Below are 16,475 nucleotides of genomic sequence, written 5' to 3'. Positions count from 1 at the left end.
CCGTTGCCGCGCCCGGCGTGACCCCTGCCCGGACCGGGTACAGAGGCAGGCGTGATCGGAGAGCACGTGATCGTCGGCTACACGCACGACGCGGGCGGGCGGGAGGCGCTGGCCCTGGGCAGCACCATCACGCGGGTCACCGGCGGCGAGCTCACGGTGGCCGCCGTCTACCCGCCCGGCAGCCCGGGGCGGGCGGTGGAGGCCCAGGCCAACCTGGCGGAGGCCGGGGTGGCGCTGGAGGACGTGCCGTCCGAGTACATCGCCTTCGAGAGCCGGGGCGCCGGGCGCGGGCTGGGCGTGCTGGCCAGTCGCATCAAGGCGGATCTGATCGTGGTCGGGTCGGCGAGCGGCGGGCAGCACGGCCGCATCGTCCTGGGCAGCACCGGCGACCACCTGCTCCACCGGTCGCCGCAGGCGGTCATGATGGTGCCGTCCGGCTACGTGCCGGCCGGCGGTCCGTCCCGGCTGACGCTCGCGTACGTGCACCGGCCGCAGTGCGACGAGGCGGTGCCGCGGGTGGCCCAGGCCGCGCTCCGGCTGGGCGTCCCGCTCCGGCTGATCACCTTCGACCTGCGTACGGACGACCCCGGGCGCATCCGCGACGACCTGGCGCTGGCGGTCCGGCTGGCCTGGGAGACCACGGGCATCGAGGCCGAGCCGGACGTCGCCGAGGGCCACGACCCGGCGGCCGCGATGGAGGCGGCCGGCTGGCTGCCGGGCGAGCTGCTGGTCTGCGCGGCGAGCGAGGACGCCGAGCCGCACCGGGTGTTCCTCGGCGAGGTGGCGATGAAGCTGCTGCGCGCCGCGTCGATCCCGGTCACCGTGCTACCGCGCGGCTTCTCCTGATCGTCCGCTCGTACAGCTCCAGATAGCGGTCCGCCATGACGGCGGGCGAGAAGCGGCGCGCGGCCTCGCGGCGGCACTCCTCCGGGTCGATCTCGTCCACCCGCAGGATCCACTCGGCGAGCTCCTCCTCGGTGTCGGCGAGGCTCGACGACGGCGGTGCCGCCCAGTTCGTCCCACTGGATCGGGAAGAGCGATGCGCGGGCGGAGGCGTAGAGCCAGTCGCGGTCCTCGCCGCCGACGGAGCCGACCCAGGCTGCGCGGTCGCCGTCGAGGTAGGGCGCGACGTGGTCGTGGACGAGGTCGATGTCATCGCGGCGGCGCAGCTCCGCCGCCACGCGCGCCTGGTGGGCGTGGGCGATGCCCATGACCTGGTTGTACGGTTTCTGCAGGTGAGGGAATTGGCCCGTGGCGTAGACGCTGATCAGCTCGTCCACCTCGATGGTGCTCTCGCCCACGGAGGCCGGCACCACGTGGACGCCGCGGGCGCGCAGTTCGGGGATGAGGGTGGCGACCACGTTCTCGATGCCGCCGTAACCGGGGGGCGGCACGGGCAGCCAGGGGCCGGAGTTCAGCAGGATCCTCACGCGACGTCCTCCTCTAAGACGAGGGAGGCGAGCGGGGGGCGTTCGGCCACGGCCATGTCCACCAGCTCGGGCTGACCGTCCAGGGCGAAGCGCAGCATGGTGTGGGCGGGCTCCTCGGCGGAGACCAGGCGGCCCTGGCGTTCCAGGCGGGACCAGGCGGTGAGCATGATCTGCCCGGCCATCCGGCCGAGCGCGTGCACCGACTGGTGGGTGTGGATGCGCACGCCCAGGTCCACCTGGGCCATCGCGTCCAGGCCGACGAGTTCCAGCAGGTCCACCAGGAGCCCGAACTCGACGCCGTACTCGGTGACGAAGGGGACCTGCTCCAGCGACTCGCGGCGGCCCGCGTACTCGCCGCCGAGCGGCTGGGCGAAGCCGGACAGCTCCGGCCAGAACATGTTGAGCAGCGGGCGGGCCACCAGCTCGGTCACACGCCCGCCGCCGGGGCGGGGCACCCCGTCGTCGCCCGTGTACGGGCGTTCGTAGGCGCCTTTCACGAAGTGGATGTCACGGTCCACGAGCAGCGGCCCGAGCAGGCCGGTGACGAAGTGCGAGCCGAAGTCGCGCAGGTCGGCGTCCACGAACACGACGATGTCGCCGGACGTGGCGGCCAGGCCCTTCCAGAGCGCCTCGCCCTTGCCGGTCAGCGGCGGCAGCTGGGAGAGCACCGCCTCCTGCGCGACGACCCGGGCGCCGGCCGCGGCCGCGCGGGCGGCGGTGGCGTCGGTGGACAGGGAGTCGACCACGACGATCTCGTCGACGAGGTGCGCCCGCTCCACCAGGTCGCGGCGGATCTCGGTGACGATCTCCCCCACCGTCGACTCCTCGTTGTGGGCCGGCAGCACCACGCTTACCGTGGTGCTGCCCTTGGCCAGCAGGAGGGCGTCGACCGGCCATTCGGCGGCCGTGCTGAAGTGGGGCCCGTACCACTCCCGGACCCTCGCCAAGGCCCCCAGATCTGTTTCCATGCAGTCAACCCCGATCTTTGGAGGTCAGGTCGGCGACACCTTCCCCTGCGATGACTCTTCGAACATGTTCGTTTGTTCTCCGAGACAGGTGGGATATGCCGGGTTATGTCTCCCGACACCACCCGGGTGGGCATCGTCGGAGCCGGTAATGTCGCCGCCCGTCATGCCCACGTCCTATCAGGTTTCCCCGACGTGACGATCGCCGGGATCGCCCATGGAGCGGCTGTCGCACGAGAGCATCGCCCTGCTCACCGCCCTGAGCTGCTATCGGGTTCGTCCGCAATGCTCCGACCTTCAGCCCAGAGCTGAAGCGGACTTTGCCGCGTAGCGGGACAGGGCGAGCCGATTCGCCGTCAAGGCGAACCGCGTCTTGACGGTTCAGGCCGGGCGGTTCTGCTGCTCGATGTACTGGCGCAGGACGCTGATCGAAGCGCCGCCCACGCTCCCCGCGAAGTAGGAACCCGACCACAACTTGTTCCCCCGGTTGGGTGCCAGTGAACACCGGATGCCGGAACTACTTCGCGTCGGCGTCCGGGAAGCGGAGAGGGCCGAAGGTCGGCGACATTCCGGTGAAGTGGTCCCGCCGCCTCCCGTCCGAGCCCTCCAGCGTCACTGTGATCAAGGACGCGGCGGGCCGGTACTTCGCCTCGTTCGTGGTCGAGGCCGCCACCGACCCGCTGCCGGATAGCGTCGCCGAGGTGGGCATCGATCTGGGGCTGACACACTTCGCGGTGCTGTCGGACGGCCGGAAGGTCGACAACCCCCGGTTTCTGCGCCGCGCCGAACGGCTGCTGCGCAAGTCGAAGGGGTCGAACAACAGGAAAAAGAAGGCCGTCGTCAAGGTCGCCCGCGCCCACGCGAGGGTGGCTGATGCGCGCCGGGACTTCACGCACCAGCTCTCCACGACGATCATCCGCGACAACCAAGCGGTGATGGTGGAGGACCTGTAGGTGAAGGGCCTGGCCCGCACCCGGCTGGCCGGGTCCATGCCGCTGAACGTCCGGGCCTGGGCCTGCCCGTGCGGGGCGGCACACGACCGGGACGTCAACGCCGCGCTCGACATCCTCGCCGCCGGACGGGCGGAGAGGCTGAACGCCTGCGGAGGGACCGTAAGACCCGCCGCCTAGCGGAGGGCAGGACCCGGTGGAACAGGAAGCCGCAGAGGTGCCGCACGCGCGGCACGGCCTGAATCCCCGGCCTGCACTGCGGGCCGGGGAGCGCGTCAAGCCGGCACGTGATCACCGATGTGGTCGGCTTCGCCGCGGGCCCCCGCCTGCTGGCCCAGCTCGCGAGCCGTGAGCGGCACGCCCTTCAGGCCGTGCTCAGCGATGACGTCCACGACCAGGGCGGCTGACCAGCTGAAGTCGCCGGACCCGTGCCCGCGCAGGGTGAAGGGGTCGAAGTACTCGTGGAAGCCGGACGTCGTGACCGCGCTGATCATGCCGTCGGCGAGGATCGCGGCCAGGTCGGGCCGGCGGTCCTTGAGCCCCTGCCAGACCAGCCAGGCCAGATTGATCCAGCTCGGCCCCCGCCAGTAGCGGACCGGGTCGAACTCGGGGGCGGCCGGGGCGAAGCTCGGCAGCACGCCGTCCTTCAGGCCGAACAGGTCGAGCCCGGTGCCGATGAGGGCGTTGGCCACGTCGCGGGGCAGCCCGGGCAGGATGAGCGGGGTGAGACCGGCGGCGCTGCCCGAGCGGATCAGGCACCCGGTGATGGCGTCGCGGGGGTGGAACAGGCCGTCCTGGTAGAGGTGATCCACCATCGCGGCGGTGATCCGCTCCGCCTCGGCGCGGTGCGGCGCGGGGTCGTGGCCGAGCACGGCCGCGATCTCGGCCAGCGTGTGCTCGGCCATCCCGTACGCGGTGTTGAAGAGCGGGTCCTCGACCTGGAAGGCGCAGGTGCCGCGGTAGCCGGTGTCGCGGTAGGCGCGGGCGAGCGCGATGTAGCGCTCGTAGTCGCGGTCGGTGGGCCGCTCGGCCGGGCTGATGTGGGCCAGGTCGCGGCGGCACACGCCGTCGGGCATCGGCTCGACGGCGTTGAGCGGCAGGTCCCAGCACGGACTGTTGTCCATGCCGGACTCCCAGGGGTGCACGATCGAGATGAGCCCGTCGATGCCGCGCCGCTGCGTACGCAGGAACTCCTGCTGCGCGACCAGCCGCGGGTAGATCCGGGCCAGGAAGCCGTGGTCGGGCTCGGCCAGGTGCGCCCGCCAGGCGGCCATCGCGTGGACGGGCGGCTGCACGATGCCGGAGGTGGCGTAGCCGGACGGCGACCGCGTCGCCCAGAACTCGGGGCCGGGGAAGTAGGCGGCGTCCGGCACCGCCGGGTTGAACACGATGTGCGGCACCCTGCCGTCCTCCCACTGGGCGCCGAAGAGGCTGAGCAGCTCCGTCCTGGCCCGCCGGGGCGACCAGCGGGCGTGCCCGATGGCGATGAAGGCGGAGTCCCAGCTCCACTGGTGGGGGTAGAGCGTGCGGGAGGGGACCGTGTAGCTGCCGTCCCAGTTGGCGATCAGGACGCGCAGCGCGTCGCGGAGGATCATAGATATTTCCTGATGAAGGCGGCTGTCTGGGGAAGAACGATCTCGGGCTCGCCGCGCAGGCGGCATTCGAGCGCGAGATAGCCGTCGTAGCCGACGGCGTCGAGCGCGGCCAGCTGGGCGGCCCAGTCGAGGTGACCGGTGCCCGGCTGGTTCCGGTTGGAGTCGCTGATCTGCATGTGCGCGAGGTAGGGAGCGGCCTCGGCCAGGGAGCGGCAGGGGTCGTCCTCCTCGATGTTCATGTGGTAGGTGTCGCCGACGACTCTGATCGAGTCCATCGAGCAGTACGAGACGGCCTCGCGCAACGTGTTGACCATGTGGTTCTCGTACCGGTTGAGCGGCTCCAGCATGATCAGCACACCGTTGCGCTGGGCGTGCTCGCCGAGGATGCCCAGCGCCTCGGCCAGCACCTCGCGGTCCTCCTCGGGGCTGCGCGGCGGGGTGAACGGCGGCAGCCGGAGCGAGAACCGGCCCCAGGAGGCCGGGGTCATGACGCCGATGCCGCCCAGCTCGCCGATGACCGACAGCTGGGAGCGGAGCTGCTGGATGGCGTCCGTGCGCTTGGCCGGGTCGAAGTCGCCGATGAAGTGCGGCATGTCGACGCAGACGGTCGGCATGACCACGCCGTCGGCCTTGGCGCGTTTCAGCTCGGTGAGACGGCCCGCGAAGTGGAAGTCGCCCTTGCCCCGGAGCTCGATGGCGTCGAACCCGGCCTCGACGGCGAAGGCGAACTTCTCCTGCAGAGACCTTCCCGGCAGGAGTTGCTCCTGGGCGGCGAGCTTCACTGTGACTCCTCGAAGGTGAACACGAGCTGGAGCACCTCGGACTGGTGCTCGTCGATGAGGTCGAAGGCGGCCGGAGCGTCGTCGACGGGCACGACATGGCTGACGAGGTCGCCGACGTCGAGCTCGCCCCGGTGCACGACCTCCATGAAGGTGCGCTGGAGCCGCTCGACGTCCCACCGGTGCGCCAGCCAGGAGGCGACGCCGCCGATCTGGGAGGAGACGAGCTGCACCTGGTTGTGGTGGAACTCCTCGCCCAGCCGGAGCCCGGCGCCCTCACCCTGGTAGAAGCCGGCCGCGACGACCCGGCCGCCGCGCCGCACGGTGCGGATGGCCTCCTGCAGACCGTGGTGGCTGCCGCTCAGCTCGATCGCGGTGTCGGCGCCCTCGACCCGCTTGCGCGTGAACTCGGCGACCGACCCCGCCCGCACGTCGAACGTCTCGGCGGCGCCGTACTTCCTGGCCAGCTCCAGCCGGGCCGGGATGGCGTCGGCCGCGACCACCCAGCCACCGCTGAGCACCGCCAGCCGGGTGGCGAGCAGGCCGATCACGCCCTGACCGAAGATCGCGACCTGGTCGCCGAGGTGGATGTCGGCGGCGTGCACGGCGTTGAGCGCGATGGCGCCGACCCGGGCGAAGACTCCGTGCAGCGGCGTCGCGCGGGGTGGCATCACATGGCCGGCGAGCCGGTCGGCCGGGACGACTGCCTCGGCGCGGTGACCCCAGATCCCCCAAACTATGTCGCCGACGGTGAGCTCGGGCGCGGCCTCCACCACCTCGCCGACCTCCTGGTAGCCCCAGCCGGTCAGCGGGTAGGCGTGCGTCCGGCCGTCGAGGAAGAGGCGTCGCTCGGTGTCCCGCTTGCGGTGCAGGTAGGGGTTGGTGCCGCGATAGGCGGTGAGCTCGGTGCCCGCGGAGACGCCCGAGTACATCGTACGAACGCGCACGCTGCCCGGCACGAGCTCGGCGGGCGGCTCCAGGGCGGCAGAGACGCGGCCCGGTTCTTCGAAGGTGATGACGCGCATTCCCCAACACTTACGCTTATTGATCAGTCAAAAGTCACGGGTTTAGTACTTCTCAGCACTCGATAGTCGTGCTCGGATCACTCTAAAGTCTACGACCCTCATGAGAGAAGCTTTGGTAAAAGGGGTTTCAGCCATCCAGTTTTGGAAAGTGACCATACCCCCTTTTTAGGACATGTCGGTCCAAGCAGGGGCTCCCGGCGCCGGGACCAGCCGGAACCGCCCCACCCGATGATCGGAATCCGATCAGATTGATCCCTTTCCGCGCTGTCTGCCGCGTCTGCCACTGACCAGGTTTTCGCCGAGGCCGGGCACTCGCTTTAACGCGCCGGGCACGCCCGGATCGCCGCCCGACGTTGCGCGACCTGATCGGCGGGTAAGTGGCGGCATATCCCCGAGCGGAGGAGCGCGCACATGCCGAAGAAGGTGACCGCCGTCCTCTCCGTCGCATTCCTGTCGGCGACCTGCCTGACGGCCTGCGGTGGCGGCAACGAGCAGGAAGCGGGCAACAAGATCACCGTCTGGACCGAGGAGAACCTCGAGGACCGGATGGCCGTCCAGGAGCAGATCATCGAGGAGTTCACGCGGCGGACCGGCATCCAGGTCGAGCTCGTGGGCATCGCCGAGGACCAGTTCAGCCAGGTCATCACCACGGCCGCGGCCGCGGGCGACCTGCCCGACGTGATCGGCGCGCTGCCCCTGGCGTCCGTCCGCGAGCTGGAGGCCAACGACCTGCTCGACACCGAGACCCCCGGCAAGATCGTCGATCAGCTCGGCCGCGACACGTTCTCCGCCCGCGCGCTGGAGCTCGACACCGGCGACGGCGAGCTGCTCGCGGTGCCCAGCGACGGCTGGGCCCAGCTCATCCTCTACCGCAAGGACCTGTTCGAGAAGGCGGGCCTGCGGCCACCGGACACCTACGAGACGCTGGAGGCCGCCGCGGCCAAGCTGAACACCGGCGGCGTCGCCGGCATCACGCTCGCCGTCGCGCCCAAGGACTCCTTCACCGCGCAGAGCTTCGAGCACGTGGCGCTGGCCAACGGCTGCGAGCTCGTGGACGACGCCGGAAACGTCACGCTCGGCTCGCCGCAGTGCGTCCAGGCGTTCGCGTTCTACACGAACCTGGCCAGGAAATACTCGGTCAAGGGCAGCCAGGACGTCGACTCCACCCGGGCCACCTACTTCGCCGGCAAGGCCGCCATGACCATCTGGTCGTCGTTCATCCTCGACGAGCTCGCGGGGCTGCGCAACGACGCGCTGCCGAGCTGCGAGCAGTGCCGCGGCAACCCGCAGTGGCTGGCCGAGAACACCGGCGTGGTGACCGCGCTGAAAGGCCCCGCCGGGAGCGCCCCCGCCCAGTACGGCGAGATCGTCTCCTGGGCGATCATGCGGGACTCCGCGACGGACCCGTCGGCCCGGTTCGTCTCGTACATGATGAACGAGGGCTACGAGCGGTGGCTCGGCATGGCGCCGGAGGGCAAGTTCCCCACCCGCACGAACTTCGCGGAGAAGTGGGAGGCGCTGGAGGCGGGCGTCGACACCAAGAAGCCGCTGGGCGACATCTACCCGCCCGAGGTGCTCGACGCGCTGCGCACCGCCCCCGACACGTTCGACCGCTGGGGCATCCCGCAGGGCCAGGGCAAGCTCGCCGGCGCGGTCATGGGCGAGCTGCCCGTGCCCACCGCGCTGAGCGCGGCCGTGGCCGGCTCGATCACCCCGCAGCAGGCGGCGGCCCAGGCCACCCGCGAGGTCGAGACCATCAAGCGCGGGATCCGCGAATGAGGCGCGGGCGCACCCTGCCCGAGCAGGAGGGCAGGGCGGGGCTGACGCTGATCTCCCCCACGCTGGTCATCACCCTGGTCGTGGTGGTCGTGCCGCTGCTGTGGGCGATCATGCTGGCGTTCCAGGACGTACGGCTGATCAACATCCGCCAGGCCGGGATCTTCGGCAACTACACGCTGGAGAACTTCACCTACGTGCTCACCGAGCCGGGGTTCTGGTCGGCCCTGGTCAACACGCTCGTCTACACGGTGGCGGGCACGGTGCTGTCGATCGCGATCGGGCTGGTGGCGGCGCTGGCGCTGCGCGACCGGTTCCGCGGGCGGACGCTGGTGCGGGCCTCGATCCTGATCCCGTACGTGGCGCCGGTGGTGGCCGCGACGTTCCTGTGGGAGACGATGCTCAACCCGCAGTACGGGATCGTCAACACCTGGCTGGCCGAGCCGGTCGCCTTCCTCACCCAGGCTCGCGGCACGTTCCTGGGCGTCGAGGTGCCGGTGGCGCTGCTCACGGTGATCGCCTTCGAGGCGTGGCGGTACTTCCCGTTCGCGTTCCTGTTCATCCTGGCCAGGGTGCAGGCGCTGCCCTCGGAGCTGGAGGAGGCGGCGCTGGTCGACGGGGCCACGCCGACCCAGCGCTTCCGCCACGTGATCCTGCCGCAGCTCTGGCGGATCATCGCGCTGCTGTCGGTGCTGCGGTTCGTGTTCACCTTCACCAAGTTCGACGACGTCTACCTGCTGACCGGCGGCGGGGCCGGGACCGAGGTCGTCAGCGTGCGGGTCTACAACTTCCTGACCGCCCGCGGCGACCTCGGGGCCGCGGCCGCGCAGGCGATCGTGCTCGCGGTGGTGATGGTCGTCTTCCTCGTGCTGTATCTGCGGTTCTTCGGCGGGAGTGAGCGCGATGAGCAGGGATAGGTTCGAGCGGGCGCTGCTCGGGGTGCTCCGGCCGGTGGTGATCGCGGTGCTCTTCCTGGTCACCGCGTTCCCGTTCGGCTACATGGTCATGCTGTCGTTCCGGGACGTGCAGGAGCTGATCCTGGATCCCGGGTCGTTCTGGCCGCGGGAGTTCACCCTCGCCACGTACGCGGACGTGCTCGGGCCGCAGGGGTTCCTCACCTTCATGCGCAACAGCGGGATCGTGGCCGTGGCGTCGGTGGCGGTCACGCTGCTGATCTCGATCCCCGGGGCGTACGCGGTCGCCCGGCTGCGGTTCTTCGGGCGGCGGCAGGTGCACTTCCTGTTCCTGGCCGTCTACCTCTTCCCGGCCATCGTGCTGGCCATCCCGCTGTTCGTGCTGTTCACCATGCTGGGGCTGCGCGGGTCGCTGGCCGGGCTGATCCTCGTCTACATCGCGCAGACCGTGCCGGTCGCGGTATACATGCTCCGCAACTACTTCGAGACCGTGCCCCAGAGCGTGGAGGAGGCGGCGGCGATCGACGGCTGCGGGCGGCTGTCGACCATCTGGCGGGTGGTGCTGCCGCTGTCGAGGCCCGCGCTCATGGCCACCGGTCTCTACGCGTTCATGATCGCCTGGAACGAGTTCCTGTTCGCCCTGCTCTTCCTGGTGGAGAAGCGGGGAAGCTGGACCGTCTCCCTCGGGCTCTCGCAGCTGGCGGGCAGCATCGAGATCCCGACGACGGTGCTCATGGCAGGATCTGTGGTGCTGACACTACCCATCGTGATCATCTTCTTCGCCAGTGAGCGGCTGCTGACGGAGGGGCTCACGGCGGGGGCGGAGAAGGGATAGACCATGCTGACGGCAGGGCAGATCCTCCAGCTCATCCGCGACCGCACCTGCCGCACCCGCAAGGAGCTGATCGAGTTCACCGGGCTGTCGCGGTCGACCGTCACCGACCGGGTGGACCGGCTGATCGAGGCCGGTTACATCCACGAGTCCGGCGTCGGGGTCTCCGGGGGCGGCCGGCCTCCGTCGGTGCTCGACGTGGACGCCACCAGCCGCCTGGCCCTGGTCGCCGACCTCGGGGCCAGCCACGCCCGGGTCGCGCTGACCGACCTGGCCGCCCGGCCGCTGGCCGAGGAGCACGTCGAGATGCGCATCGACCGGGGCCCCGAGGCCGTGCTGACCTGGGTTCGGGAGGCGTTCCAGCGGCTGCTGGACACGACCGGCCGCCCGCCCCGGCAGGTGTGCGGCATCGGCGTGAACCTGCCGGGCTCGGTCGACCACGCCTCCGGCCGGATGATCCGGTCGTTCCTCATGCCCGGCTGGGACGACCACCCGATCACCGAGGAGCTGCGGGCCGGGTTCCGGGTGCCGGTCCTGGTGGAGAACGACGCCAACGCGATGGCGCTGGGCGAGTGGTGGTCGTCCTGGCGCGGCTGCGCCTCGCTCGTCCTGGTCAAGGTCTCCACGGGGATCGGCACCGGCATCGTGCTGGGCGGCCGGATCTACCGGGGCGTCGAGGAGGCGGCCGGCAACCTGGGCCACGTCCGGCTCTCCGAGACCGACGACCGGGTCTGCACGTGCGGCTCGCGCGGCTGCGTGGCCTCGCTCGCCAGCGGCCAGGCGATGGCCGCCGACCTGGGCCTGGCCACCAGCCGCGACGTGGTGCGGCTGGTCGGCTCCGGCGACCCGGCGGCCATGGCACGCGTCCAGGAGGGCGGGCGGACGCTCGGCATCGTGCTCGCCACCGCGGTCAGCCTGCTCAACCCCGGCGTGCTGGTGCTGGCGGGCGACATGGCCGAGGCCGGCGAGCACTATCTGACGGGCATCCGGGAGAGCGTCTACCGCAGGAGTCTCCCGTACACGACCCGGAACCTGAAGATCGTCACCAGTTCGCTGGGTGCCCGGGCGGGCGTCGTCGGCACCGCGGTGCTCGTCATGGAGCACGTGCTGTCGCCGCAGGCGGTGGACGCCGCGCTGGCGCGCGCCGGCGCCGTCACCTGAGCGCCCGCTCCAGCTCCGCCCTGGCCTGTACGAGCGAGGGCCCGTACCAGGTGAGCAGCCTCCCGCTGACCGGCACCGAGCGCAGGCCGGGGAAGCACTCGGGGCCGTCGGTGTCGCTGAACGCGTACGGCTCGTCGGGCAGCACCACCAGGTCCGGACGGGCGGCCACGAGCTCGTCCAGCGGGATCTTCGGGTAGCGCTCGGGATGGCCCGCGTACAGGTTGTCGACGCCGAGCCGGGCCAGCACGTCGCCGGTGAAGGTGTCGCGGCCGACGACCATCCAGGGGCGCCGCCAAATGGGGATGACCGCGGTCCGCCGCGGGCCGCGGTACGGCTCGCGCCAGACCTCCTCGGCCCTGGTCAGCCAGGCGGGGACGGCGGTCCGGCAGGCGTGGGTGAACATCCGGGCCAGCGAGCTGAAGGCCTGGTCGAGCGTCTCGATCCTGGTCACCCAGACGGGCACGCCCGCCGCGCGCAGCGCCTCGATGTCGGGGGCGCGGTTCTCCTCGGCGTTGGCGAGCACGACGTCCGGGCGGAGCCGCAGGATGGCGTCGAGGTCGGGGTTCTTGGTGCCCCGCACCCGGGTCACGTCCAGGCCGGGCGGGTGCGCGCACCAGTCGGTGGCGCCGGTCAGGGCGCCCGGCAGGGTGGCGGCGACGGATTCGGACAGCGACGGGACGAGCGAGACGATCCGCGACACCGTGCCCGGAACCGGAACCGGGACTCCTGTGTCATCTTGCTTGTCAGAATTGTCATCCGTAAAGACAGACATTCTCACCACACACCGCGTCTCCTGCACTTAGAATCTTGGAAAGTTTCTCATCTCCGGATGTGGGGGGCCGCCGGTTGGAGCCAGAGTCCGCGGGGTTCGATCCGAACACGCCCAACGTCGCGCGCATGTACGACTACTACCTCGGCGGCAAGGACCACTTCCCCGCCGACCGCGAGGCGGCCGAGAAGATCCTCGCCCTCGTGCCGGAGGCGAGAGTCGCCGCCCGGGCCAACCGCGCCTTCCTGGGCCGGGCCGTACGCCACTTGGCCCAGTCCGGCATCCGCCAGTTCCTCGATATCGGCACCGGCCTGCCCAGCCAGGGCGCCGTGCACGAGGTGGCCGACAGCGTCCTGGGCACCAGCCGGGTGATCTACGTCGACATCGACCCGGTCGTCATGGTGCACGCCAGGGCGATGCTCGACGGCCGCGACAAGGTCGCCGTCCAGGGTGACGTCCGCAAGCCCCAGCAGATCCTCGACCACCCGGAGGTCCGCCGGGTCATCGACTTCCGGGAGCCGGTCGCCGTCCTGCTGCTCGCGGTCATGCACTTCGTCCAGGACTCGGAGAACCCGCGCGAGATCATCGCGACGCTGCGCGAGGCGATGGCCCCCGGCAGCTACCTGGTCCTGAGCCACGCCGCCAGCGACTCCCGGCCGGACGCCGTCGAGGGGGGCACCGAGGTCTACAAGAAGTCCACCTCGCAGGTCGCGCCGCGCGACCGGGCCGGGATCGAGGCCCTGTTCGAGGGCTTCGAACTGCTCGAACCCGGGCTGGTCTGGCTGCCGCAGTGGCGGCCCGACGACGGCGACACGATCGACTTCCTCGACGATCCCACCGCCTCGCTCGGGCTGTGCGGGGTCGGCCGCAAGAACTGACCGGCCGTGGCGCGCAGAGCCGCCGCCGCGGCCGGGACGCCGGCCGCCACCGTCCTCCTCGTGGCGGCGGTGATGTTCGCGGCCTCCTACGGCGACACGGCCTTCAACCGCTCCGCCGACGGGACCTTCCAGGATCTCGTCTTCTAGACGTTGCGGCGGTACTGGCCGCCCGCCTCGAAGAGCGCCTCGGTGATCTGGCCCAGCGAGCAGACCCGGGCCGCGTCCATCAGCACCTCGAAGGCGTTGCCGTCGGACATGGCCGCCTCGCGCAGCCTCGCCAGCGCGGCCGGGGCCTCGTCGCGGTGCCGCTCGTGGAAGGACTCCAGCCGCTCCAGCTGCGAGCGCTTCTCCTCCTCGGTGCCCCGGGCCAGCTCCAGCTTCTGCGGGACATGATCGTCGCCGTCGTCGCCGTTGCGGAAGGTGTTCACCCCGATGATCGGCAGTGACCCGTCGTGCTTGCGCGTCTCGTACAGCATCGACTCGTCCTGGATCTTGCCGCGCTGGTAGCCGGTCTCCATCGCGCCGAGCACGCCGCCCCGGTCCGACAGCCGCTCGAACTCGCTCAGCACCGCCTCCTCCACCAGGTCGGTCAGCTCGTCGATGATGAACGAGCCCTGCAGCGGGTTCTCGTTGCGGGCCAGGCCCCACTCGCGGTTGATGATGAGCTGGATCGCCATCGCCCGGCGCACCGACTCGGCTGACGGGGTGGTGACGGCCTCGTCGTAGGCGTTGGTGTGCAGGCTGTTGCAGTGGTCGTAGATGGCGATCAGGGCCTGGAGGGTGGTGCGGATGTCGTTGAAGTTCATCTCCTGGGCGTGCAGCGACCGCCCGGAGGTCTGGATGTGGTACTTGAGCTTCTGCGACCGCTCCCCCGCGCCGTACCGCTCCCGCATGGCGATCGCCCAGATCCGCCGGGCCACCCGGCCGAGCACGCTGTACTCGGGGTCCATGCCGTTGGAGAAGAAGAACGACAGGTTGGGCGCGAAGTCGTCCACGTCCATGCCGCGCGCCAGGTACGCCTCGACGTAGGTGAAGCCGTTGGCCAGGGTGAAGGCGAGCTGGCTGATCGGGTTCGCGCCGGCCTCGGCGATGTGGTAGCCGGAGATCGACACCGAGTAGAAGTTGCGCACCTGGTTGCGGATGAACCACTCCTGGATGTCGGCCATCATCCGCAGGGAGAACTCGGTGGAGAAGATGCAGGTGTTCTGGCCCTGGTCCTCCTTGAGGATGTCGGCCTGCACGGTGCCGCGCACGGTCGACAGGGTGCGGGCGCGGAGCTCGGCGGCCTCCTGCTCGGTCGGCTCGCGGCCGTGCTCCTCGCGGAAGCGATCGAGCGCCTGGTCGACGGCGGTGTTGAGGAAGAAGGCCAGGATGGTCGGCGCGGGCCCGTTGATGGTCATCGACACGGACGTGTTCGGCGCCGACAGGTCGAAGCCGTCGTAGAGGACCTTCATGTCGTCGAGCGTCGCGATCGACACCCCGGACGTGCCCACCTTGCCGTAGATGTCGGGCCGCAGGTCGGGGTCGTTCCCGTACAGCGTCACCGAGTCGAACGCGGTCGACAGCCGGGTCGCCGGCTGGCCCTCCGACAGCAGCTTGAAGCGCCGGTTGGTGCGGAACGGGTCGCCCTCCCCGGCGAACATCCGCGTCGGGTCCTCGTCGTCGCGCTTGAACGGGAACACGCCCGCGGTGAACGGGAACCGGCCCGGCAGGTTCTCCGAGCGCAGCCAGCGCAGCAGCTCGCCGTGGTCCTCGAAGCGGGGCAGCGCCACCCGCGGGATCCGGTTGCCGGACAGGGTCTCGCGCCAGAGCGGGGTGTGGATCTCCCGGTCGCGCACCCGTACGACCAACTCGTCCGCGCTGTAGCGGGCCTTGGTCTCGGGCCAGCCGGCCAGCAGCGCCCGGCTCTCGCCGGTCAGCTCGCGCTCGGCCTGCTCGCTCAGGCGGGCCAGCCGCTCGTCCTCCTCGCCGAGCAGCGCCCGCACCGCCTCCAGCTGCTGGCGGCGGCGCGCCACCTCGGCCTGGGCGCGGGTCTCCTCGTGGTACGAGCGGACGGTCTCGGCGATCTCGGCCAGGTAGCGCGTCCGGGAGGGCGGCACGATGGCGGCGGAGGCCCGCGAGGTGCGGCCCTCGACCGGCGGCAGCAGGCCGGGGCCCGCCTGCAGTCCCTTGTCCATCAGCAGGCGCTTGATCTCGTGGTAGAGCGCGGTGACGCCGGCGTCGTTGTAGCGGGCCGCGATCGTGCCGAAGACCGGCATGTCCTCGGGCCTGACGCCGAACGCCTCCCGGTTGCGCACCATCTGCCGGCGCACGTCGCGCAGCGCGTCCTCGGCCCCGCGCCGCTCGAACTTGTTGATCACCACGGCCTCGGCGAAGTCGAGCATGTCGATCTTCTCCAGCTGGGACGCGGCGCCGAACTCGGGCGTCATCACGTAGATCGGCACGTCCACGTGCGGCACGATGCCGGCGTCGCCCTGGCCGATGCCGGGCGTCTCGACCACGACGAGGTCGTATCCGGCGGCCCGGCAGGCGGCGATCACGTCGTCCAGGCAGGGCGGCACCTCGCTGGGCGCGCCCCGGGTGGCGAGTGAGCGGAAGTAGGTCTGCGGGCTCAGGCTGTTCATCCTGATCCGGTCGCCGAGCAGCGCGCCGCCGCCGCGCCGGCGCGTCGGGTCGATGGCGACGACCGCGATGCGCAGCTTGTCGTCGTTGTCCAGCCGGAACCGGCGGACCAGCTCGTCGGTGAGCGAGGACTTGCCCGACCCGCCGGTGCCCGTGATGCCCAGCACCGGGGCGTTCCGCCCGGCCGCGCGCAGGCCCTCGACCAGCTCCGCCGGTGCCCGGCCGGCCTCGATCAGGGTGATCGCGCGGGCGAGCGCCGCCTGGTCGCCGGAGACGACGGCCTCCACCGAGGGCGGGTCCTCCAGCGCGACGTCGCACTCCTCGATCAGCTTGTTGATCATCCCGGGCAGGCCCAGGCGCTGGCCGTCCTCGGGCGAGAAGATCCGGGCGACGCCCCGGGAGTGGAGCAGCTCGATCTCCTCGGGCACGATCACCCCGCCGCCGCCCCCGTACACCCTGATGTGCCCCGCGCCGCGCTCGCGCAGCAGGTCCACCAGGTAGGTGAAGAACTCCACGTGGCCGCCCTGGTAGGAGCTGATGGCCACGCCCTGGGCGTCCTCCTGGATCGCGGCGGTGACGATCTCGTCCACCGACCGGTTGTGGCCCAGGTGGATGACCTCGGCCCCCTGCGTCTGGAGGATCCGCCGCATGATGTTGATCGCCGCGTCGTGGCCGTCGAACAGCGCCGCCGCTGTCACGAACCGCACGGGGTTCACCGGTACATGCACGCCTGCTCACTCCTTCTTCGCCGGGCCTGTCACGAAGATACTAGGACGTCC

14 protein-coding genes and 2 pseudogenes are annotated in these 16,475 nt (G+C 70.9%); 8 read left to right on the top strand and 8 right to left on the bottom strand.

Annotated elements, in window-relative coordinates; genetic code table 11:
- Nucleotides 1-51 precede the first annotated feature (51 nt).
- Complete coding sequence (locus AB0J42_RS28870) at nt 52-846, top strand: universal stress protein (protein ID WP_364299844.1); 795 nt, start codon at nt 52-54, stop codon at nt 844-846.
- Here the strand turns inward: AB0J42_RS28870 and AB0J42_RS28865 are convergent.
- The 3 genes and pseudogenes from AB0J42_RS28865 to AB0J42_RS28855 all read right to left on the bottom strand — a co-directional run.
- Nucleotides 818-946: a hypothetical protein gene (locus AB0J42_RS28865; RefSeq protein ID WP_364299842.1), complete on the bottom strand. Its 129-nt coding sequence runs from the start codon at nt 944-946 to the stop codon at nt 818-820. The genes AB0J42_RS28870 and AB0J42_RS28865 overlap by 29 nt on opposite strands.
- Nucleotides 947-1,426: 480 nt before the next feature.
- Nucleotides 1,427-2,398 carry a glucosyl-3-phosphoglycerate synthase gene (locus AB0J42_RS28860; protein WP_364299840.1) on the bottom strand — a complete coding sequence of 324 codons (972 nt, stop codon included), beginning with the start codon at nt 2,396-2,398 and terminating at the stop codon, nt 1,427-1,429.
- Between the two features lie 378 nt (nt 2,399-2,776).
- Nucleotides 2,777-2,869 (bottom strand): annotated as a pseudogene (locus AB0J42_RS28855) (transposase); the annotation flags it as partial.
- A gap of 47 nt (nt 2,870-2,916) precedes the next feature.
- On the opposite strand from AB0J42_RS28855, the pseudogene AB0J42_RS28850 reads away from it, so the two are divergent.
- A pseudogene (locus tag AB0J42_RS28850) lies at nt 2,917-3,525 on the top strand (transposase); the annotation flags it as partial.
- 95 nt (nt 3,526-3,620) lie between these two features.
- Here AB0J42_RS28850 and AB0J42_RS28845 read toward each other — a convergent pair.
- Genes AB0J42_RS28845 through AB0J42_RS28835 form a run of 3 tightly spaced genes read right to left on the bottom strand, consistent with a single transcriptional unit; the run spans nt 3,621 to nt 6,744 of the window.
- Nucleotides 3,621-4,940 carry a hypothetical protein gene (locus tag AB0J42_RS28845; RefSeq protein ID WP_364299838.1) on the bottom strand — a complete coding sequence of 440 codons (1,320 nt, stop codon included), beginning with the start codon at nt 4,938-4,940 and terminating at the stop codon, nt 3,621-3,623.
- Nucleotides 4,937-5,722, bottom strand: a complete 786-nt coding sequence (locus AB0J42_RS28840) for a sugar phosphate isomerase/epimerase family protein (RefSeq protein WP_364299836.1) — start codon at nt 5,720-5,722, stop codon at nt 4,937-4,939. Before AB0J42_RS28840 ends, AB0J42_RS28845 begins: the two co-directional genes overlap by 4 nt.
- Complete coding sequence (locus tag AB0J42_RS28835) at nt 5,719-6,744, bottom strand: zinc-binding alcohol dehydrogenase (protein ID WP_364299834.1); 1,026 nt, start codon at nt 6,742-6,744, stop codon at nt 5,719-5,721. Before AB0J42_RS28835 ends, AB0J42_RS28840 begins: the two co-directional genes overlap by 4 nt.
- Nucleotides 6,745-7,155: 411 nt before the next feature.
- Between AB0J42_RS28835 and AB0J42_RS28830 the strand changes: the two genes are divergently transcribed.
- The 4 genes from AB0J42_RS28830 to AB0J42_RS28815 are packed head-to-tail and all read left to right on the top strand — an operon-like array spanning nt 7,156 to nt 11,427.
- Complete coding sequence (locus AB0J42_RS28830; protein WP_364299832.1) at nt 7,156-8,523, top strand: extracellular solute-binding protein; 1,368 nt, start codon at nt 7,156-7,158, stop codon at nt 8,521-8,523.
- On the top strand, nt 8,520-9,437 hold the full coding sequence (locus AB0J42_RS28825) for a sugar ABC transporter permease (protein ID WP_364299830.1): 918 nt from the start codon (nt 8,520-8,522) through the stop codon (nt 9,435-9,437). The genes AB0J42_RS28830 and AB0J42_RS28825 overlap by 4 nt, the downstream gene beginning before the upstream one ends.
- On the top strand, nt 9,424-10,269 hold the full coding sequence (locus AB0J42_RS28820; RefSeq protein WP_364299828.1) for a carbohydrate ABC transporter permease: 846 nt from the start codon (nt 9,424-9,426) through the stop codon (nt 10,267-10,269). Before AB0J42_RS28825 ends, AB0J42_RS28820 begins: the two co-directional genes overlap by 14 nt.
- 3 nt (nt 10,270-10,272) lie before the next feature.
- Nucleotides 10,273-11,427 (top strand): ROK family transcriptional regulator, encoded by a 1,155-nt coding sequence (locus tag AB0J42_RS28815; protein WP_364299826.1) that lies wholly within the window; start codon nt 10,273-10,275, stop codon nt 11,425-11,427.
- Here AB0J42_RS28815 and AB0J42_RS28810 read toward each other — a convergent pair.
- The gene (locus AB0J42_RS28810; protein ID WP_364299824.1) at nt 11,420-12,199 is read right to left on the bottom strand and encodes a helical backbone metal receptor; all 780 of its coding nucleotides are present in this window, start codon (nt 12,197-12,199) and stop codon (nt 11,420-11,422) included. The two genes, AB0J42_RS28815 and AB0J42_RS28810, sit on opposite strands and share 8 nt — an antisense overlap.
- Before the next feature lie 59 nt (nt 12,200-12,258).
- Between AB0J42_RS28810 and AB0J42_RS28805 the strand changes: the two genes are divergently transcribed.
- Both AB0J42_RS28805 and AB0J42_RS28800 read left to right on the top strand, forming a co-directional pair.
- Complete coding sequence (locus AB0J42_RS28805; RefSeq protein ID WP_364299822.1) at nt 12,259-13,074, top strand: SAM-dependent methyltransferase; 816 nt, start codon at nt 12,259-12,261, stop codon at nt 13,072-13,074.
- Nucleotides 13,075-13,080: 6 nt separating this feature from the next.
- Nucleotides 13,081-13,221: a hypothetical protein gene (locus tag AB0J42_RS28800; protein WP_364299820.1), complete on the top strand. Its 141-nt coding sequence runs from the start codon at nt 13,081-13,083 to the stop codon at nt 13,219-13,221.
- Here the strand turns inward: AB0J42_RS28800 and icmF are convergent.
- Nucleotides 13,218-16,424: a fused isobutyryl-CoA mutase/GTPase IcmF gene (gene icmF / locus AB0J42_RS28795; RefSeq protein WP_364299818.1), complete on the bottom strand. Its 3,207-nt coding sequence runs from the start codon at nt 16,422-16,424 to the stop codon at nt 13,218-13,220. The two genes, AB0J42_RS28800 and icmF, sit on opposite strands and share 4 nt — an antisense overlap.
- Nucleotides 16,425-16,475: the final 51 nt, after the last annotated feature.

It is taken from the genome of Nonomuraea sp. NPDC049649, assembly GCF_040675175.1.
In the GTDB taxonomy this organism is placed as follows: Bacteria; Actinomycetota; Actinomycetes; order Streptosporangiales; family Streptosporangiaceae; genus Nonomuraea.
This window is presented reverse-complemented; position numbering and strand designations above follow the sequence as displayed.

What these genes read in the sequence shown, in the direction of transcription:
- AB0J42_RS28860 (WP_364299840.1), bottom strand. Translation starts at nt 2,398, where the DNA reads ATGGAAACAGATCTGGGGGCCTTGGCGAGGGTCCGGGAGTGGTACGGG.
- AB0J42_RS28845 (WP_364299838.1), bottom strand. Translation starts at nt 4,940, where the DNA reads ATGATCCTCCGCGACGCGCTGCGCGTCCTGATCGCCAACTGGGACGGC.
- AB0J42_RS28835 (WP_364299834.1), bottom strand. Translation starts at nt 6,744, where the DNA reads ATGCGCGTCATCACCTTCGAAGAACCGGGCCGCGTCTCTGCCGCCCTG.
- AB0J42_RS28830 (WP_364299832.1), top strand. Translation starts at nt 7,156, where the DNA reads ATGCCGAAGAAGGTGACCGCCGTCCTCTCCGTCGCATTCCTGTCGGCG.
- AB0J42_RS28825 (WP_364299830.1), top strand. Translation starts at nt 8,520, where the DNA reads ATGAGGCGCGGGCGCACCCTGCCCGAGCAGGAGGGCAGGGCGGGGCTG.
- AB0J42_RS28820 (WP_364299828.1), top strand. Translation starts at nt 9,424, where the DNA reads ATGAGCAGGGATAGGTTCGAGCGGGCGCTGCTCGGGGTGCTCCGGCCG.
- AB0J42_RS28815 (WP_364299826.1), top strand. Translation starts at nt 10,273, where the DNA reads ATGCTGACGGCAGGGCAGATCCTCCAGCTCATCCGCGACCGCACCTGC.
- AB0J42_RS28810 (WP_364299824.1), bottom strand. Translation starts at nt 12,199, where the DNA reads ATGTCTGTCTTTACGGATGACAATTCTGACAAGCAAGATGACACAGGA.